17 protein-coding genes and 1 other RNA gene are annotated in these 16,837 nt (G+C 39.6%); 15 read left to right on the top strand and 3 right to left on the bottom strand.

Translation table 11 applies throughout. The annotated features are described in order from the left end of the window. Nucleotides 1-76: 76 nt before the first annotated feature. The 6 genes from LG307_RS10885 (at nt 77) to LG307_RS10860 (ending at nt 6,274) form a co-directional block, all read left to right on the top strand. Nucleotides 77-1,717: an ATP-binding protein gene (locus LG307_RS10885; protein ID WP_404450271.1), complete on the top strand. Its 1,641-nt coding sequence runs from the start codon at nt 77-79 to the stop codon at nt 1,715-1,717. After that, nucleotides 1,689-2,378, top strand: a complete 690-nt coding sequence (locus tag LG307_RS10880) for a response regulator (RefSeq protein ID WP_404450270.1) — start codon at nt 1,689-1,691, stop codon at nt 2,376-2,378. The genes LG307_RS10885 and LG307_RS10880 overlap by 29 nt, the downstream gene beginning before the upstream one ends. 10 nt (nt 2,379-2,388) lie before the next feature. Beyond that, entirely contained in the window at nt 2,389-3,000 is a 612-nt protein-coding gene (locus LG307_RS10875; RefSeq protein ID WP_404450269.1) for an NUDIX domain-containing protein, read from the top strand. Nucleotides 3,001-3,209: 209 nt separating this feature from the next. Then, nucleotides 3,210-4,223, top strand: coding sequence for a tripartite tricarboxylate transporter substrate binding protein (locus LG307_RS10870; RefSeq protein ID WP_404450268.1), 1,014 nt, complete (start codon nt 3,210-3,212; stop codon nt 4,221-4,223). A 68-nt stretch (nt 4,224-4,291) separates the two neighbouring features. Then, complete coding sequence (locus tag LG307_RS10865) at nt 4,292-4,753, top strand: tripartite tricarboxylate transporter TctB family protein (RefSeq protein ID WP_404450267.1); 462 nt, start codon at nt 4,292-4,294, stop codon at nt 4,751-4,753. Nucleotides 4,754-4,765: 12 nt separating this feature from the next. Continuing rightward, nucleotides 4,766-6,274 carry a tripartite tricarboxylate transporter permease gene (locus LG307_RS10860; protein ID WP_404450266.1) on the top strand — a complete coding sequence of 503 codons (1,509 nt, stop codon included), beginning with the start codon at nt 4,766-4,768 and terminating at the stop codon, nt 6,272-6,274. Between the two features lie 62 nt (nt 6,275-6,336). Here the strand turns inward: LG307_RS10860 and LG307_RS10855 are convergent, their stop codons facing one another. From LG307_RS10855 to LG307_RS10845, 3 genes are read right to left on the bottom strand one after another with little or no spacing between them, the layout of a single operon-like run. Further along, complete coding sequence (locus LG307_RS10855; protein WP_392396795.1) at nt 6,337-6,438, bottom strand: cytochrome bd oxidase small subunit CydS; 102 nt, start codon at nt 6,436-6,438, stop codon at nt 6,337-6,339. Between the two features lie 13 nt (nt 6,439-6,451). Further along, nucleotides 6,452-7,465 carry a cytochrome d ubiquinol oxidase subunit II gene (locus LG307_RS10850; RefSeq protein WP_404450265.1) on the bottom strand — a complete coding sequence of 338 codons (1,014 nt, stop codon included), beginning with the start codon at nt 7,463-7,465 and terminating at the stop codon, nt 6,452-6,454. Between the two features lie 12 nt (nt 7,466-7,477). Further along, a complete protein-coding gene (locus tag LG307_RS10845) occupies nt 7,478-8,809 on the bottom strand; it encodes a cytochrome ubiquinol oxidase subunit I (RefSeq protein ID WP_404450435.1) in 1,332 nt (443 codons plus the stop codon). A gap of 372 nt (nt 8,810-9,181) precedes the next feature. Between LG307_RS10845 and LG307_RS10840 the strand changes: the two genes are divergently transcribed. The 9 genes from LG307_RS10840 (at nt 9,182) to LG307_RS10800 (ending at nt 16,837) form a co-directional block, all read left to right on the top strand. After that, nucleotides 9,182-10,387 (top strand): hypothetical protein, encoded by a 1,206-nt coding sequence (locus LG307_RS10840; protein WP_404450264.1) that lies wholly within the window; start codon nt 9,182-9,184, stop codon nt 10,385-10,387. Between the two features lie 225 nt (nt 10,388-10,612). Continuing rightward, nucleotides 10,613-11,041 carry a hypothetical protein gene (locus tag LG307_RS10835; protein ID WP_404450263.1) on the top strand — a complete coding sequence of 143 codons (429 nt, stop codon included), beginning with the start codon at nt 10,613-10,615 and terminating at the stop codon, nt 11,039-11,041. Between the two features lie 176 nt (nt 11,042-11,217). Continuing rightward, entirely contained in the window at nt 11,218-12,354 is a 1,137-nt protein-coding gene (locus LG307_RS10830) for a histidine kinase (protein ID WP_404450262.1), read from the top strand. Then, the gene (locus tag LG307_RS10825; RefSeq protein WP_404450261.1) at nt 12,351-12,950 is read left to right on the top strand and encodes a response regulator; all 600 of its coding nucleotides are present in this window, start codon (nt 12,351-12,353) and stop codon (nt 12,948-12,950) included. Before LG307_RS10830 ends, LG307_RS10825 begins: the two co-directional genes overlap by 4 nt. 131 nt (nt 12,951-13,081) lie before the next feature. Further along, nucleotides 13,082-14,308 carry a DEAD/DEAH box helicase gene (locus LG307_RS10820; RefSeq protein WP_404450260.1) on the top strand — a complete coding sequence of 409 codons (1,227 nt, stop codon included), beginning with the start codon at nt 13,082-13,084 and terminating at the stop codon, nt 14,306-14,308. A gap of 16 nt (nt 14,309-14,324) precedes the next feature. Continuing rightward, on the top strand, nt 14,325-14,615 hold the full coding sequence (locus LG307_RS10815) for a DUF6509 family protein (RefSeq protein WP_404450259.1): 291 nt from the start codon (nt 14,325-14,327) through the stop codon (nt 14,613-14,615). Nucleotides 14,616-14,659: 44 nt separating this feature from the next. Continuing rightward, nucleotides 14,660-14,848: non-coding RNA, 6S RNA (ssrS, locus tag LG307_RS10810), on the top strand. A 183-nt stretch (nt 14,849-15,031) separates the two neighbouring features. Then, nucleotides 15,032-15,301 (top strand): DUF1292 domain-containing protein, encoded by a 270-nt coding sequence (locus LG307_RS10805; protein WP_404450258.1) that lies wholly within the window; start codon nt 15,032-15,034, stop codon nt 15,299-15,301. A 141-nt stretch (nt 15,302-15,442) separates the two neighbouring features. Continuing rightward, nucleotides 15,443-16,837: an L-cystine transporter gene (locus tag LG307_RS10800; protein WP_404450257.1), complete on the top strand. Its 1,395-nt coding sequence runs from the start codon at nt 15,443-15,445 to the stop codon at nt 16,835-16,837.

Below are 16,837 nucleotides of genomic sequence, written 5' to 3'. Positions count from 1 at the left end.
ATACCCTAAATATCGAAATACATAGAATAATTAAACCAATTATTATAAAATAATAGGAACTCAGGGGGAGATCTTGATGAGACATAAAATAAAACCGGTGCGTCTGCAAACAAAGCTAATCATTCTCATTGTGACGCTACTTATCGGTATTATCGTTTTGATATGCGGCGTTTTCTTTTACTTAGAGATGAAAGAGCTTAAAACCAATACAGGAAACCGAGCACTCCATATCGCCAAAACAATCTCCTTTATGCCAGAGGTACAAGAAGCAATGGATTCGGACAAAGCGAGTGATACGCTCCAACCGCTTACATTGAAAATCCAGCAGGAGATAGACGCGCAATTTGTGGTGATCGGAGATGCTAAAGGCCTTCGTTATACACATCCTGATACCGATAAAATCGGCCAACAGATGGTTGGAGGAGATAATATTAGGGCTCTGGAAGAAGGGAAAGCTTATATATCGGAAGCGACAGGTTCACTAGGGTTATCCATCAGAGGGAAAGCTCCTATTATTTCAGATGATGGAACGGTCATCGGAGTTGTATCGGTCGGTTTTCTCATGGAGAATTTAAAAAGCCGGATGGAAGAAAAGTTGGTGGAAATATCGTTGATTGCTCTGCTTGCAATAAATGTCGGAGTGGTTGGAGGGTATCTGCTTGCTAGAAACATACGAAAAGATATCCTTGGTCTGGAACCTCATGAAATCGCTTCCTTGTACAGGGAAAGAAATGCCATCCTAGAATCAGTAAAAGAGGGAATTATTGCTGTTGACGCAAATGGGTTCGTTACCATGGTTAACCCTTCAGCGCTTGATATATTAGAGCTGCGTGAAGAAGAACTGATACATAAACAAATAACCGACATCGTACCTAATACAGATATTATGGAGGTTGCCCGAACAGGACATGCTCAAGAAAACAAAGAAATCTACTTGTTTGATAAAGATGTAATTGTAAACAGGATTCCTATTATGGAAAAAGAAATTGTGGTAGGAGTAGTATCCAGCTTTCGCGATAAAACAGATATGAAAAAGTTGCTACATACTCTTGTAGAGGTAAAGAAGTATTCAGAGGAGTTGCGAGCTCAGACCCACGAGTTTACTAATAAACTTTACGTTTTATCAGGGATGTTGGAGTTAGGAAAATTTGAAGAAGCATTAGACTGGATTAAGAAAGAATATATGGTTAATCAGGCACGCAATGATATTTTATTTGACAGGATAAAGGACGAAAAACTTCAAGCTATCCTGCTCGGGAAGCTTGCTGTCGCATCAGAAAAGAAGAAACTTCTCCAACTAAATGAAGAAAGTTCAGTCCAGGTAATCCCCCGTAATATAGAGTTCTCTAGCTTAGTGGCCATTGTTGGTAATTTAATAGATAATGCGTTGGAGGCCGTGGAGACAAGAGAGGATGGAATTGTATCCTTTTTCGCTATTGATTATGGAAACGACTTAATTTTGGAGATAAGTGATAATGGACCAGGTTTTCAAGAAGGAACAATAGATTTGATTTTCGGAAAGGGATACAGTACCAAACAAGCTGATCAGCCAAGGGGATACGGCCTTGCTATTGTCAAGAAAGAGGTAGAACAGCTTGGCGGAACGGTAGAAGTTCAAAGAACCTCGGACAATACAACGGTGTTTACCGTATACCTACCTAAAAACAAAACATATGGGGGTGAAAGAAATGATAAACGTGGCAATAGCAGAGGATGATTTTCGGGTTGCGGGCATTCATGAGCAATTCTTACAAAACATTGAAGGAGTAAGGGTGGTCAATAAAGCTCTAAATGCTGCCCAAACCATGGACCAACTTGCAATAGGGGAAACCGATCTTATCCTCTTGGATAATTTCATGCCTGATGAATGTGGAGCTTCCCTGCTACCACTCATCCGCGATAGGTTCCCCAAGGTGGACATCATGATGATAACTGCAGCAACAGAAAAAGAGGTGGTGGAAGTGGCTCTGAAATATGGGGTGGTAGATTACTTAATCAAACCGGTAACATTTGAAAGGTTTCAACATGCCATAAAAACATATCTTGAGAGAAAAGCTTTCATAAAAGAGAATGAATTGTATGACCAAAAAGTTATAGATCAGTTTTTTCATAGAAACGGGTTGATGGAAACTGAGAAACAAAAGGATTCTTTACCCAAGGGAATCGACCAATTAACCTTGGAAAAAGTGGAAGGCCTACTAGATAGCCATAGCCATAATGGATGGACAGCAGAACAAATGGGAGAATTGATGGGGGCATCCCGGACAACAGCAAGGCGGTACCTTGAGTACTTAATTTCTCTTGATAAAGCAAAAGCTGAGTTAGAGTACGGCTTGGTAGGCAGACCTGAAAGAAAATACTATCGGATAGGAAAATGAGGCAATGGAGATGGAACAATTAAAGATTTTCAATAAGGATAGAAAATACTTGGGCACTGCATCAAGAGATGAAGTACATATTATGGGACATTGGCACGAGACTTTTCACTGCTGGATAAAACATGAGATAAACGGCAAAGAATATCTTTATTTTCAACTGAGAAGCAAGGAAAAGAAAGATTATCCAGGCTTATTTGATATCACAGCGGCCGGACATCTGTTATCACATGAAAACGTGGAAGATGGGGTCAGGGAGGTAGAAGAGGAAATAGGTATAAAAGTTGATATGGATGAACTGTCTTACCTGGGTGTCATCCCTTATGAAAAAGAATTGGAAGGGTTTATCGATAGAGAGCATGCCCATGTTTATTTGTTAAAGCGGAACATACCCTTAGAGTCATTTACTCTGCAAACAGAAGAGGTTAGCGGGATTTTTTTGGTTCCTTTAGAGGACTTTTACCAACTATGGTTTGGGAATATGATGGATGTATCAATCGAAGGGATAAAGGAAAGTACTCACGGCGAAAGAGAAAAGATTACTATGAGAGTGGATAAAAAAATGTTTGTTCCACACAGTGATACTTTTTACAAAGAAACATTGGAGGCACTAAAAATTGGTTAAGGCTTAAAAGATGCAAATTAAAGAGGTTGTCTTAAAGGGAATTTTCCTAAGGGCAGCCTCTTTTATTTGGTCATTTGATAAAGCTTCCTGTGAACAAAATGAACAAAATAACCAATAAATCTTTTATATCGCTTATTTTGTAAACGGTTACATTAATGAGAATATTCTTTATAATCACTTACAAGACACTAGCAAAGGGGAGTTTGTGGATGACAAAGAAATGGAAAAACAAAGCAAGTGCAGTGGGGTTAACATTGTTATTATCCGTAACAGCAGCTTGCTCGAGCTCATCAGGGGGAATAAGCGAGGATGGTACTTGGTCTCCTCAGAAGCCAATAGAAATGGTAGCACCAGCAGGAGCAGGAGGAGGATGGGATACAACTGCAAGGATGGTTGCTCAGACATTTGAGCAGGAGGAATTGATTGATAAGAGAATGCCAGTTGTCAATAAGCCTGGTGGCGGCGGTGCAGTTGCTTGGTCTTACATCGCGCAGAAAGAGGCGGATCCACACCATCTGTTCGTATCTTCTCCACCTTTATTACTAGTCCCGCTTAACGGGCAATCCGAGAATACGTATGAAGATTTCACTCCGCTTGCCAATGTTATCGCGGACTATGGTGCTTTTGCAGTACGTGCTGATGCAAAGTGGAACGATTTAAATGAGTTATTTGAAGATATGAAAAAAGATCCAGCAAGTATCACGGTTATCGGTGTATCTTCTCCAGGAAGCATGGATCATATCCAATTTGTCAAAATAGCTAAAGCAGCTGGCGTGGATATTACCAAGGTCAAGTATGTATCCGAACAAGAAGGGGGAACATTGACGGCATTACTTAACGGAAGTGTGGATGTCTATTCCGCCGGCACCGCAGAAACGGTGGAGCAGGTGAAGGCTGGGAAAATCAAGGTGCTAGGCATAACAGCAGAAGAGCGTCTAGAGGGGGAGGTTCTTTCTGACTTTCCAACTGCCAAGGAACAGGGAATAGATGAAACCTTCGTGAACTGGAGAGGTTTCTTCGGCCCAGCCAACATGGATGAAGCAGCCGTTGATTATTATGTAGATAAGTTCTCAAAACTAAACGAATCAGAAGCCTGGGATGAAATTAGAAAGAAATACGGTTGGAATGAGCTTTTCATGACAGGAGAGGAATATCAGGAATTTCTTAAAAAAGAAAATGAAGAAATGCAAGCATTATTAGATGAACTAGGGCTCGGAAATTAAAGATTAATAGGCGGACCGCTGCCCTCCCATAAAGAGGGAGCGGCCACTATAGATTGGTGGGGAGTTACATGATACTAAGACCGATAAATCGTAAACTTGGATTGACCCTAGCCTTCTTTGCAGGAATATACCTACTTTTAAGCTATCAGATTCCCAATTACCCATATGCGTTAGTCGATGCAGATGTGGTACCAAAGGGATTGGGTTTCTTACTATTAATCTTGTCCATTTTACTTTTCGTCCAGAAAAAAGAAGAAACCGAACAAGAAAAAGAAAAAAGAACGATACCTAAGAAGGAACTTTATGTTCTGCTGGGGGTCGCGGGGTTTATTTTAATCTATATTTTTCTACTTGAAATAGTAGGTTTTGTCATAATGACAGCAACGTTTGTTTTTACATGTTCTTCGTTTCTTGGATATAAAAAATACAAAGTAAGTGCCCTTGTGGCAATCATTTTTTCGTTGCTCTTGTATTTTCTGTTCAATTACTTGCTCCTTATTCATTTACCACCAGGAGTGTTACCATTTTAGGAGGTGAGAAAGATGGGTTCCATGGAAGGTCTTTTTTCCGGGTTTCAGGTCGCATTTAGTATTGAGGGTATTTTATTTGTATTTTTAGGGGTGCTTATCGGAACCTTCATTGGGATGATGCCGGGTCTGGGACCAATCAGTGCGATTGCCATCATGATTCCCGTCACATACAGTATGGACCCGGCGTTGGCATTGGTCATGATGGCCGGGGTCTATTATGGGGCAGTATTTGGGGGTTCTTCATCCTCCATTCTATTGAATGCACCTGGAATATCAGGTACAGTTGCAACCGCGTTTGATGGATACCCTATGGCACAGCAGGGGAAGGCAGGGAAAGCTTTGGCCATTGCTGCCATCGCTTCCTTCACCGGAGGTACCATTAGTGTTATTCTGTTGATGCTCTTCACTCCATTATTAGCTTCTGTCGCTGTCGTTTTCGGGCCGGCAGAGTACTTTGCTTTAATGTTGATGGGACTGACAGCCATTTCAAGTTTGTCTGATGGATCCACAATAAAAGCAATGATTTCTGCAGTGTTGGGTTTTATGGCCGTAACGATCGGTATAGATGCTCAAACAGGAACACAGCGGTTTACTTTCGGGAATATCAATCTACTTGAAGGAATTGACTTTCTTGTCATCGCTCTTGGATTATTCGCACTAGCAGAAGTTTGTGTATTGATTTTCAACCGCAAGGACAGCTCAGGGGGAATGAGTGGAAACATTGGCAGTCTGAAGCTATCCAGAGAAGATGTCAATGAAATGAAGGGACCTGTTACGAGGCAATCGTTTCTAGGATTTTTGCTAGGTGTTCTACCTGGAGCAGGGGCGACGATCGCATCTTTTATTGCTTATGTCACAGAAAAGCGAATTGCCAAAAAGCCAGAAGAGTTCGGGAAAGGTTCCATAAAAGGTCTTGCTGCACCTGAAGCTGCGAACAATGCGGCAACAGGCGGTGCCTTTGTTCCCCTCCTAAGTTTAGGTATTCCTGGATCGGGTACAACTGCTGTCCTTCTTGGTGCCTTCCTCGTTCTAGGTGTACAGCCAGGTCCACTACTAGTGCAAGATAATCCTGAAGTGTTCTGGGGGATCATTGCAAGTATGTATATAGGGAATGTGTTTTTATTGGTATTGAATCTCCCGCTTATCCCATATATAGCCAAAGTACTTAAGGTTCCAAGGCCATTGCTAATCTCTTTGGTCATCATGTTCAGTCTTATCGGGGTCTATGCGATAAGCTTCAATACTTTTGATTTATATATATTGCTACTATTCGGAGTAGCAGGATTTTTGATGAGAATCTTCTCCTTTCCGGCAGCACCGTTCATTCTCGCTTTCATTCTTGGTGGCATGATGGAACAGGCCATGCGTCAATCTCTTACCATTTCAAATGGGGACTGGTTGGTATTTGTAAAAAGTCCTATCTCTGCTACATTGATTGGGGTAGCATTGTTATCTTTAATAATTCCATTTCTTAAGAAGAAACCGAGACTTGTTGCTGATGATAAGAATTTAAAACTCTAAAAATAGAGTCTTTTTTCAAAATAATAAAACAGCCCTACCATTGGCAGGGCTGTTTTGTTATTTTATTTATACTTTTCCTTCCCCTTGGCTCCCCAAAGGAATAGAACGAAGATGCCAGCTGCCACAATCAATGGCGAAGCATACATAATTAAGAAGTTTTCCATGGAATGAACCTCCTTATTTTTTTCCCTGAACGTATTTGTTATCAAACAAGAACAAACGCATCAATAGATATAATGAAGGAATCAGTAAGCAAAGCCCGGCAATGAACGCCGTAATCAACGCTATCGCCATCGCTTCATTAGTGAATCCATCATAAATGGTCAAGTACGGATATAGCAGATATGGCATATGGGATGCACCATAACCGAAGAAGGCTGTTGCAAATTGAAGCATTACTAAGATAAAAGCTACACCAAGGTGTTTCTTTTTCCACATCAGATAAACCGCTCCGAGGAAAAAGAGGAATGAAAGACTGAACATCCAGGAAAGCTCCAGCATTTTATCAAAGTGTTCTGGATTATGATCGCTTAAGGCAAAGAATACGAGAACGCTGGCAAGAATAGTAGGTAGACTCCAATTCAAGGCGTATCTTCTTAACACATCAAAGGCTTTTTCGTCCTGAGCTGTTTTTGCGTAATATGCCAAGAAATAAGCCGAGATGTAAAGTACGCTTACCAATGCTAAGATGACCACTGCCCATGAATAGAAGCTGGTGAATAAAGCCCCATAATCAAGCCAAACGGAGTCTTCATACTTATAAATGAACCCACCCTCTGAAATGGTAAGCACAACAGAAAGGGAAGCCGGGATTAATAGGCCAGTGGCTCCGTATAAGGCTTGATAAAAATTGTTCCCTTTTTCACCATAATGATGAAAAGCGTAGTACGAGCCGCGAATTGCCAGTAACACAATCGCAATGCTTCCCGGAATTAAAAGCGTCGTTCCATAATAGTAGGCGGTAGAAGGGAAGAAGCCTACTATTCCAATAAAGAAGAAAACGAGAAACACGTTCGTTACTTCCCAAACAGGGGAGAGGTAACGGACAATTACTTTGTTGATCAGGTGGTTTTTCTTCGTAATTGTCGAGTAATAACTGAAGAATCCAGCACCAAAATCGATGGAAGCTACAATTAAATAACCATATAGAAATGTCCATAGAACAGTAATCCCAATTACTTCATAACTCATTCGTTATCCCCCTTACTCCATGCCCCTGTCGTGAAGTTCTTTCTCCACCGGGTTATTTTTAAACATTTTCCGCAATACACTTACACATGTAGTACAAAGAACGATGTAAAGTAAAACAAACAAGACAATCATTAAATCGACATGCTCCGAAGTTGTGGCGCCTTGTTCAACCGTCATATACCCTACAAGCAACCATGGTTGCCTTCCTAGCTCAGCGAAGAACCAACCCATTTCAATTGCTAGTAGAGACAATGGTCCGCCGGCAACTATGGCCCATAATAAAGGTTTGTTCCATTCGTTCCATTTCCTGACCTTTGCAAACAATACATACAGAATAGAGATAAACGCAAGGAACATTCCGATTCCTACCATCAGGTCAAAGAAATAATGGACGATCAATGGAGGAAGTTCCTCTTCAGGGAATTCTTCTAAACCAATCACCTCTGCATCTGGGGTGCCGTGAGCCAGAATACTTAAGGCATAAGGAATTTCAAGCGCATATTTCACTTCATTATTTTCTTGAAGCACACCACCCAATATCAGGGGTGCTTCTGTGGAGGTTTCAAAGTGCCATTCTGCAGCCGCAAGTTTTTCAGGCTGATATTTTGCCAGATACTTTCCTGAAAAATCACCAATAATAGCAGTGGATATGGCAAAGATTGCTGCTGCTGTCATGGTAAGGTGCAATGCCTTTTTATGATAAACATGGTTTTTTCCTCTAAGTATCGCAAAGGCTGCAATAGCAGCTAAAACAAACGCAGTTGTTAAATAGGCAGATGATAAGACATGAGCCACCTTGGTAGGGGTTGCTGGGTTGAACATCGCCTCTAATGGACGGATGTTGGTCAGCACTCCATTTTCAAGATCAAATCCTCTTGGTGCATTCATAAACCCATTTACTGTTGTAATAAAGAAGCCAGAAGCCATTGCACCGAGAGCTACGGGAATCAAAATGAAAAAGTGATAGATTTTCTTTTTAAATCGGTCCCAAGTATATAGATAGATGCCTAGAAAAATAGCTTCAAAGAAGAACGCAAAGGTCTCCATGAATAAAGGAAGACTGATAACATGACCGGCCATCTGCATAAAATTTGGCCAGAGAAGACTCAATTGTAAACCGATAGCGGTTCCTGTCACTACCCCAATCGCAACGGTTATGACAAATCCACGGGCCCATCTTCTGGCAAGTAGACGATAATGCTCGTCATTTCTCTTTATTCCCATCCACTCAGCCAAAGCTATCATAAGGGGAACCCCAACACCAACCGTGGCAAAGATAACGTGAACAGCCAATGTAATTCCGGTTAGAATTCGACTTAAAAGAACAGCATCGTATTCAAACATCCCAAACATCCATACTCCACTCCTTTTCAAACAAAAATTACATTCTTTAAGGTTCAATTAACATTATACAATAGATTGCTCAATACTTCACAATATAAACACCAAGCAAACTCTTTTTCTAGTATATTCCCTTTCGACAAGAAGCAAAACAGGGGGAAAGCGTTTGAATATGACATCTTTATGGCAAAGAATCGGCTAATTTGTGACAGACAATCCAAAACTGTTATTTCATAAATTTTATACGATGGTCAGATGACCATTTAGCTCACTTTGAGAAATAATAGAAAAAAAGTAAATTCTGATGGAATATTGTATAAATATGTAGAAGAAGGTGGTAAAATATTCTTATAATTCACACAAAGGGTGTATTCGATGAGGAATCTAAAAAATCACATAAATAGACTATCAAGGGACACATTCTCACTTAACTATAATCTAGACCAGGGAATCGTTAGCACCGTTGAATTATCAAATGGACAAGAAAATGGAAACTTAAGATTTGATACACCAGTAGAAAAGCTTTTATACACCATTTACGATTTAACCGTGCTTCAAGATAAGAAGGCTGCAAGAGAAAGGTTTCTTTATTTGAATGCTGAGTTTGATATCGATAAAATTTTAGCAGATCCAAAAACAAACTTGCTTTATCTGGTGGTGAAATTTAAATATATTATCTTAAATAATGATAGAAAGCTATATGAGCCCATTTATAACCAAATTAGAAGTTTACCAACTAGCTTAAACCCCTCAGTCGAATATATACACCATAAAACACTAGGAATTTATTATTATCGAACTAATAATTTTCTACAATCCACGTTGGCACTCGATAATGCCCTGACTATTGCAGAAACACTTACTTATATTTCTGACGATGACAGAGCCGAGCTTTATTATCAAGTCGCCTTAACGAAACTAAAAACTTGCGATACGCTTGAATCCATTTTTTACGCCGAAAAGGCCCTTACCCTCTATCAAAATCTCTATAATAATAAACGTTCTGCAGAATGTCACATCATTTTAGGTATTAACTATAATCATTCCAAAAGGCAAAACCTTGCGGAAAAACATTATCTGTCTGCAAAAAATATCGGAGAAACCATTGAAGATTCCTATCTGGAATCGATGGCACTTCATAATCTCGGTTGCATCAAGTCCTATTTAAAACAATCAGAGGAAGCAATCTTTTATTTTTTGGAATCCCTAAAACGGAAAAAAGAAGAAGAACGCAGTCTATTTTCCATACTAGGCCTCGTTGAAGAATATTATTTTTTAAATCAAACAGAATACTCAAGAGAATGGGCTGAACAAGGATTGAGATTGGCTGTCCGTAATGAATTAACCGAATACATCCTCCACTTTACTGCCCATATCTATCTATTAGATAAGGATCAAAAAATAGAGCCATTCATCATACAAGAGATACTTCCTTATTTCAAGAATGCAGGCAATGAGCGATACACCATTAGGTACACAGAAATGTTAGCAAAATACTACTATGAGAACCAACAATTCAAGTTAGCCAGTGAGTATTTCAATAGCTGCTTGCAGAATATAAAATCCAAAACGTCATACTAATAGAAGGAAGAATCCCACACTAAAAAATCTTGGTGTGGGATTCTTTCGTTAAGACTGGGTATTTTGGTTCAGTTTTAATTTTCTTTTCTCTATTCAAGTTTGAAAATTAAATTTAGGGTATGTAAGCATTATTTAATTCTTTTCATTATAAGAAAGGTAGTGTTTACTTTGTTCGGAATAAATGATTTGTGGAAATTCTTTTTCTCCTTTTTTCTGGTTTTACCCATGGTGACGATCATTCATGAATTGGGTCACTATTTCTTTGCTAAGCTTTTTGGAGGCAAGGTCATTGTGCATATAGGAACAGGAAATGTTCTATTTAACTTTGGTTCTATTCGAATCAGGAAATTATATTTTTATGATGGTTGGTGTGAGTATATTTCTTTATGTAAAAATGCCACAAAACTTGAAAAAATCCTTGTGTACTTAGGTGGGGCATTTTTCAATATTTTATCCATTGTCATCTTGAACACATTACTGTTAAATGGAATATTTCAGCCAAATATCTTCTTCTATCAGTTTACATACTTCTCGTTCTATTTTTTGTTCTTTTCATTGTTCCCAATCAATCATTTAAATGGCTGTCCGAGTGATGGAATGGCGGCTTTCAATATTTTAACGAATAGAAAATTCACTAACAATCCCTCTAACTAAGGAAAATATATGACATTTGTCATAACTTGATTATGACACGTATGCCTATGCTTAGACCTATAACAAGGGTAAAATGAGAATAAAAGCTTAAATGCAATATTTTACAGAACTTTCCTATTGTATTTGGTATAATAAGAGATACAACATAACTGAAAAGGATAAATGAGGTTTCAACTATGAAAAAGAGATTGATTATTTTTCAAAAGGGATCTGGGATATCACCATATATCTGGAGCTTTTTCAGCATACTCCCTTTTTATTTTATTTTCCAATCATCATCAACGCCTGAGATAATAGTGGGTATTTGCTTAACGATTCTATTTTTTATTGCCTATAGATTCGCCTTTATCTCTAATAAATGGCCAGTTTATCTTTGGACTTGCTTGTTGATAGGGATATCCATAACGATGACTATCCTGTTTCATTTCGTCTATTTTGCCTTCTATATTGCCTATTACAACGGTAAGATAAAAAATAAAATTGCTTTTATTGTCCTATATATCATTCACTTAATTGCAACTACGGTGGCAATTAATATAAATGTCGTCATGAGGGATGAGTTATTTTTAAAGCAGATTCCGTTTGTAGTTATCATTTGGATTGCCGTAATCTTGCTGCCGTTCAATCTTTACAATAAACGAAAGCAGGATCAGCTAGAAGAGCAGTTGGATGTAGCCAATAAAAGAATTTCCGAGCTTATCATTCAAGAAGAACGACAACGGATTGCGAGAGACCTTCATGATACACTCGGACAGAAACTCTCATTGATCGGATTGAAGAGCGATCTCGCGAGAAAAGTATTAAATAAAAACCCTGAGCAGGCAAAAGCGGAACTAAAGGATGTCCAACAGACAGCGAGGACAGCTTTGAATGAAGTGAGACAAATGGTGTCTCAAATGAGAGGAATCCGATTAAAAGAGGAATTTGTAAGGATTAAACAAATCCTTGACGCAGCAGAAATAGAGCTTAGCTTAAAGCATGACTTACCATTAAAGGACAACTCTCTGTTTTTAGAAAACATTTTGAGCATGTGTTTAAAAGAAGCGGTTACAAATGTAGTTAAACATAGTAAAGCGACAAAATGTACTGTGTCTATTGAACAACTGGGAGATGAAATCAGGCTGATTATTCAAGATAATGGGGTTGGTATGACAGAGCAAGATGACATGGGAAAAGGCAGCGGTCTTCTTGGTATTAGGGAACGGCTGGAGTTTGTAAATGGCCAAATGGAGATTAGCGGAGAGAAGGGAACGACGATCCGCATCAAGGTACCAAAAATGGTCAATCAGAGGGAACAGGAGGAGCAAGTATGATACGGATAGTAATAGCAGAAGACCAACGCATGATGTTAGGTGCCTTAGGTTCATTACTAGATTTGGAAGAAGATATGGAAGTGGTCGGAATGGCTGGAAATGGGGAAGAGGCGGTCGCTTTATATCACAAATATAAGCCAGATGTATGTATTATGGATATTGAAATGCCTGAAAAAACGGGTCTAGAAGCTGCCGAGGAGTTAAAAGGTTCTGGGTGCAAGATAATTATATTGACCACTTTTGCCAGAACAGGGTATTTTCAAAGAGCCTTAAAAGCAGGGGTTACCGGATACTTATTGAAAGACAGTCCAAGTGAAGATCTAGCCAATTCCATAAGAAGTATCATGTCTGGGAGACGCATTTATGCCCCTGAATTGATGGATGACTTCTACGGGGAGGAAAACCCGCTGACAGAAAGAGAGAAAGCGGTTCTAGAACTTGTGGCAGATGGGAAAAACACGCAGGAAATTGCAGATGAATTAAGCATAAAATCCGGTACCGTCCGAAACTATATTTCTACCATCCTTGATAAGCTTGAAGTGAAGAACAGAATTGAAGCTATTACCCAATCTAAGGAAAAAGGTTGGTTTAAATAAAAAATTGGATAGAATGATTAATAGCCGATCTGGGAAAACGGATCGGTTTTTGTTTATGCTCTACTTTATAATATGATATAGTTATTGAAGCTAATTTTATAGGCTATAAATAGAAAAGAGACGTGATAAGAGTGACTGATTTTTTAAAGTTAGGGGTTCGTAAAGGAATAAATCATTCGTTGAAAGACATGGGGATAAGTTCCCCGACCCCCATACAAGAACAAACCATCCCTACAGTACTTGAGGGACATGATGTAATTGCACAAGCGCAAACAGGCACAGGGAAAACATTAGCTTTTGTCCTTCCAATCTTGGAGAAAGTGAACGTTAATAACCCTGAAACCCAAGCATTGATTCTTACTCCAACAAGGGAGCTTGCCCATCAAATTACAAAAGAGATAAAGAAACTGAAAGAAAATATAGATGATTTAAACGTTCTTGCAGTTTACGGGGGCCAGGATGTTAATTCACAGCTAAAAAAGCTAAAAGGTGCGCAACATATCGTCGTGGCAACTCCTGGACGCTTGCTGGACCATGTGAGAAGAGGAACAATTGATCTTTCCACCATCTCCATGCTTGTCATTGATGAAGCTGATCAAATGCTGTTAATGGGATTTCTGCCGGATGTTGATACCATTACTGCAGAAACATTTTCATCACGCCAGACAATGCTGTTTTCTGCAACGATTCCAAATGAAATTCATGCATTGGCCAAGAAGTATATGAAACAACCAAAACACATCCAAATAGCAGAGAAGCAAGTGACAGTAGCGTCCATCAACCATTATGCTGTGGAAACAACGGATCGCCGTAAAGAAGGTACCATGCTTCATCTCATTAAGGAACATAATCCCTATTTGGCGATCATTTTCTGCAGAACGAAGGCAAGGGTGCAGAAGCTTACAGAGGTTCTTAAACACGAGGGAATAGAATGTGAAGCATTACACGGAGATATCCCGCAATCCAAACGGAACAGAGCGATGAAATGGTTCCGGGAAGCCAAACTTCAATATCTTGTGGCAACAGATGTGGCTGCTCGAGGATTGGATGTAGAAGGCGTAACACATGTCTATAATTATGACATTCCTCAGGACTTAGAAACATACATCCACCGTACAGGTCGCACAGGGCGTGCAAGCGGATCTGGAGAAGCATACACGCTTTACGCTCCAAGAGATGTGGATTTTTTGCATATGATAGAAAAGGGCATCGAAATGCCACTTGAAAAGCTTGTGTTTAAAGGCATCAGTATTCCTGACCGTGACGATTATGAGGAAGAACGGAATGTCAATATTGAGAAGGCAAGAAGAGAAAAAGCTCGAAAAAAAGATTTTACTAACAGAAATTTTAAGAGATAGGAAGGAAGCGTTAACGATGAACATTAAAGGCCATGAAGCGGAAAAGCTAAAAGACCCTACAGGTATTATTGAAGGGGACAGATATGAATTTTTTCTTGATTTGGAAATTGATGAAGAAGACGAATTATATTCGGAGCAAGGTGTTTATTTAAAAGTAATATTTGCTGTGGAAGAGAATGGTCACAGAATTGCACAATATCAATTCCTTGAAGAAAATACGAATCATGCACTAAATTTTGAAATGGAAGAAGAAGAAGAGCAGGCTGTGCTTGCGTATTGTGGAGAGTATTTCCAGACGGTCCTTTAAACAAAACTATTTGCATTTTTTCTCGTTCTCCTGTACTATAGGGAAACAAGCTACGATGTTCGTAATCATAACAAAGTTTTAACCTTTATACTTAGCTAGGGAGTTTTATATAAAAGCACAAATGTCATGCCTCCATGGATAGAGGACGACAGGAATGTTTTTGCGAACACCCACTTTCAGGAGTGGTGGTTTAAAACTTTCTTATACTAAGTTACGGCAGTTGTGGCTTGTTCCTTTAAAAACACACTAAAAAACGAGCTTCCATCTTTGAGGTGGAAGCTCGTTTTTATTTAAATGCTTTTCTCCAATCTAGTAAGACGATGTGTTAAGATAAGTAAGTTCTATACCGTGTATAGAACTACGAGTACAAGGAAAAGACTTACAAGAGAAACTAGTAAAAGAAGGGAGATAGAAAAATGGAAAAGGTAGAAGTAGGAGACATTTTTATTGTGACAGATGAGAACGATCAGGAACAAGAACTTGAGGTGCTTGGCACTATGGACGTGGAAGGTTCTGTATACGTAGCAGTCGGTTTTGCTGAAGAGATAGAAAAAGAAACGACTGGCGACGTCGATATTTTCTTCTTAAAAGTGGAAGAGGATGGCGAACTTTCTGAAATCGAAACAGACGAAGAGTTTAATCAAGTGTCAGCAGCATTTGAAACAATGGTTGATAAAGAACAATAATACTATGGAGGTTGTCCTGCAAAAAAGGACAATCTCTTTTTTTGTTTGGCGGGCATGTATGAGAATAAGCCCCATACACTAAACAAGAGAATAATTTTCCCATGGAACATTATTCTTCATTAAAAAGAAGGGGGAGAAAGCATGGATACTTTGTTTATTGTACTTAATATTATTTTATTACTTTTACTTTGCTTTGGGCTTTATACAATGCAAAAGAAAGGCGTTTCTTTTTCTAAGCGCGTTTTCTCTGCATTAGGAATTGGTATTATTTTTGGTCTTGGACTGCAGTTTGTTTATGGTTCAGGAACGGAAGTATTGACCGGTTCTATCGACTGGTTCAACATTGTAGGTTCGGGATATGTGAAGTTCCTGCAAATGATCGTCATGCCATTAGTGTTCATTAGTATCATCGCGGCTTTCACCAGACTTACTTTAAAAAGCAATATTGGAAAAATCAGCGGTCTAATCATTGGTATCTTAATCGGAACGACAGCTGTTGCAGCAGCAGTTGGTATCGGTACCACACTTGTCTTTGATCTGGAAGCCATTCAAATTGAGCAAGGGGAAGCGGAAACAGCCAGAGGGGAACAGATGGAGCAGCGTGCAGGGGAAATTGGATCCAAAACATTCCCGCAACAAGTGCTCGACTTTATCCCGTCTAATGTGTTCCTCGATTTCACAGGTGCACGCTCCACTTCAACAATAGCAGTGGTTATCTTTGCAGCATTTATAGGGTTAGCCTACCTAGGGGTCAGACGCAAAAATCCTGAGCAGGCGGAATCCTTTGCAAAGATAGTCGATACATTCTATACCATTATTATGAGAGTTGTGACTTTGATTCTTCGACTAACTCCATATGGGGTCCTTGCATTGATGACAAAGGTGACAGCAACAAGTGATTACGGGGCTATAGCCAAACTCGGGCAGTTTGTAGCAGCATCTTATGTGGCCTTGGCAATTGTATTCGGCATCCATTTAGTGTTGCTTATGTTAGCTGGCTTGAATCCATTGACATATGTCCGTAAGGCAATTCCCGTTCTATCGTTTGCCTTCACATCCAGAACAAGCGCTGGAGCATTACCTTTGAACCTTAAGACACAGACAAAAGAGTTCGGTGTGTCTGATGGAATTGCGAACTTTGCAGGTTCCTTTGGATTATCCATCGGTCAAAATGGTTGCGCGGGTGTATATCCGGCCATGCTGGCAGTGATGATTGCACCGACGGTAGGAATAAATCCGTTAGATCCATCATTCCTGTTCATGTTGATTGTCATCGTAGCCATCAGCTCATTTGGGGTTGCTGGTGTCGGAGGCGGAGCAACTTTTGCAGCAATTCTGGTACTCTCTGCAATGGACTTACCTATCGCACTAGCAGGATTGTTGATTTCTGTAGAACCGCTTATTGATATGGGACGTACGGCGGTGAATGTAAGTGGCAGTATGACCGCAGGGGTGCTGACAAGTAAGGTTACGAATGACCTTGATACTTCTGTATATAACAGTAAAGCATCTACCGATATGGAGCTGGATGTCTGA

It is taken from the genome of Sutcliffiella horikoshii (assembly GCF_044809035.1).
GTDB classification, from domain to species: Bacteria; Bacillota; Bacilli; order Bacillales; family Bacillaceae_I; genus Sutcliffiella_A; species Sutcliffiella_A horikoshii_G.
Note: the sequence above shows the minus strand (reverse complement) of the source record. Positions and strands in the feature narration are given on the sequence as shown.

Coding starts and splice junctions, on each gene's coding strand:
- LG307_RS10885 (WP_404450271.1), top strand. CDS start 77: ATGAGACATAAAATAAAACCGGTGCGTCTGCAAACAAAGCTAATCATT.
- LG307_RS10880 (WP_404450270.1), top strand. CDS start 1,689: ATGATAAACGTGGCAATAGCAGAGGATGATTTTCGGGTTGCGGGCATT.
- LG307_RS10875 (WP_404450269.1), top strand. CDS start 2,389: ATGGAACAATTAAAGATTTTCAATAAGGATAGAAAATACTTGGGCACT.
- LG307_RS10870 (WP_404450268.1), top strand. CDS start 3,210: ATGACAAAGAAATGGAAAAACAAAGCAAGTGCAGTGGGGTTAACATTG.
- LG307_RS10865 (WP_404450267.1), top strand. CDS start 4,292: ATGATACTAAGACCGATAAATCGTAAACTTGGATTGACCCTAGCCTTC.
- LG307_RS10860 (WP_404450266.1), top strand. CDS start 4,766: ATGGGTTCCATGGAAGGTCTTTTTTCCGGGTTTCAGGTCGCATTTAGT.
- LG307_RS10855 (WP_392396795.1), bottom strand. CDS start 6,438: ATGGAAAACTTCTTAATTATGTATGCTTCGCCATTGATTGTGGCAGCT.
- LG307_RS10850 (WP_404450265.1), bottom strand. CDS start 7,465: ATGAGTTATGAAGTAATTGGGATTACTGTTCTATGGACATTTCTATAT.
- LG307_RS10845 (WP_404450435.1), bottom strand. CDS start 8,809: ATGTTTGAATACGATGCTGTTCTTTTAAGTCGAATTCTAACCGGAATT.
- LG307_RS10840 (WP_404450264.1), top strand. CDS start 9,182: ATGAGGAATCTAAAAAATCACATAAATAGACTATCAAGGGACACATTC.
- LG307_RS10835 (WP_404450263.1), top strand. CDS start 10,613: ATGGTGACGATCATTCATGAATTGGGTCACTATTTCTTTGCTAAGCTT.
- LG307_RS10830 (WP_404450262.1), top strand. CDS start 11,218: ATGAAAAAGAGATTGATTATTTTTCAAAAGGGATCTGGGATATCACCA.
- LG307_RS10825 (WP_404450261.1), top strand. CDS start 12,351: ATGATACGGATAGTAATAGCAGAAGACCAACGCATGATGTTAGGTGCC.
- LG307_RS10815 (WP_404450259.1), top strand. CDS start 14,325: ATGAACATTAAAGGCCATGAAGCGGAAAAGCTAAAAGACCCTACAGGT.
- LG307_RS10805 (WP_404450258.1), top strand. CDS start 15,032: ATGGAAAAGGTAGAAGTAGGAGACATTTTTATTGTGACAGATGAGAAC.
- LG307_RS10800 (WP_404450257.1), top strand. CDS start 15,443: ATGGATACTTTGTTTATTGTACTTAATATTATTTTATTACTTTTACTT.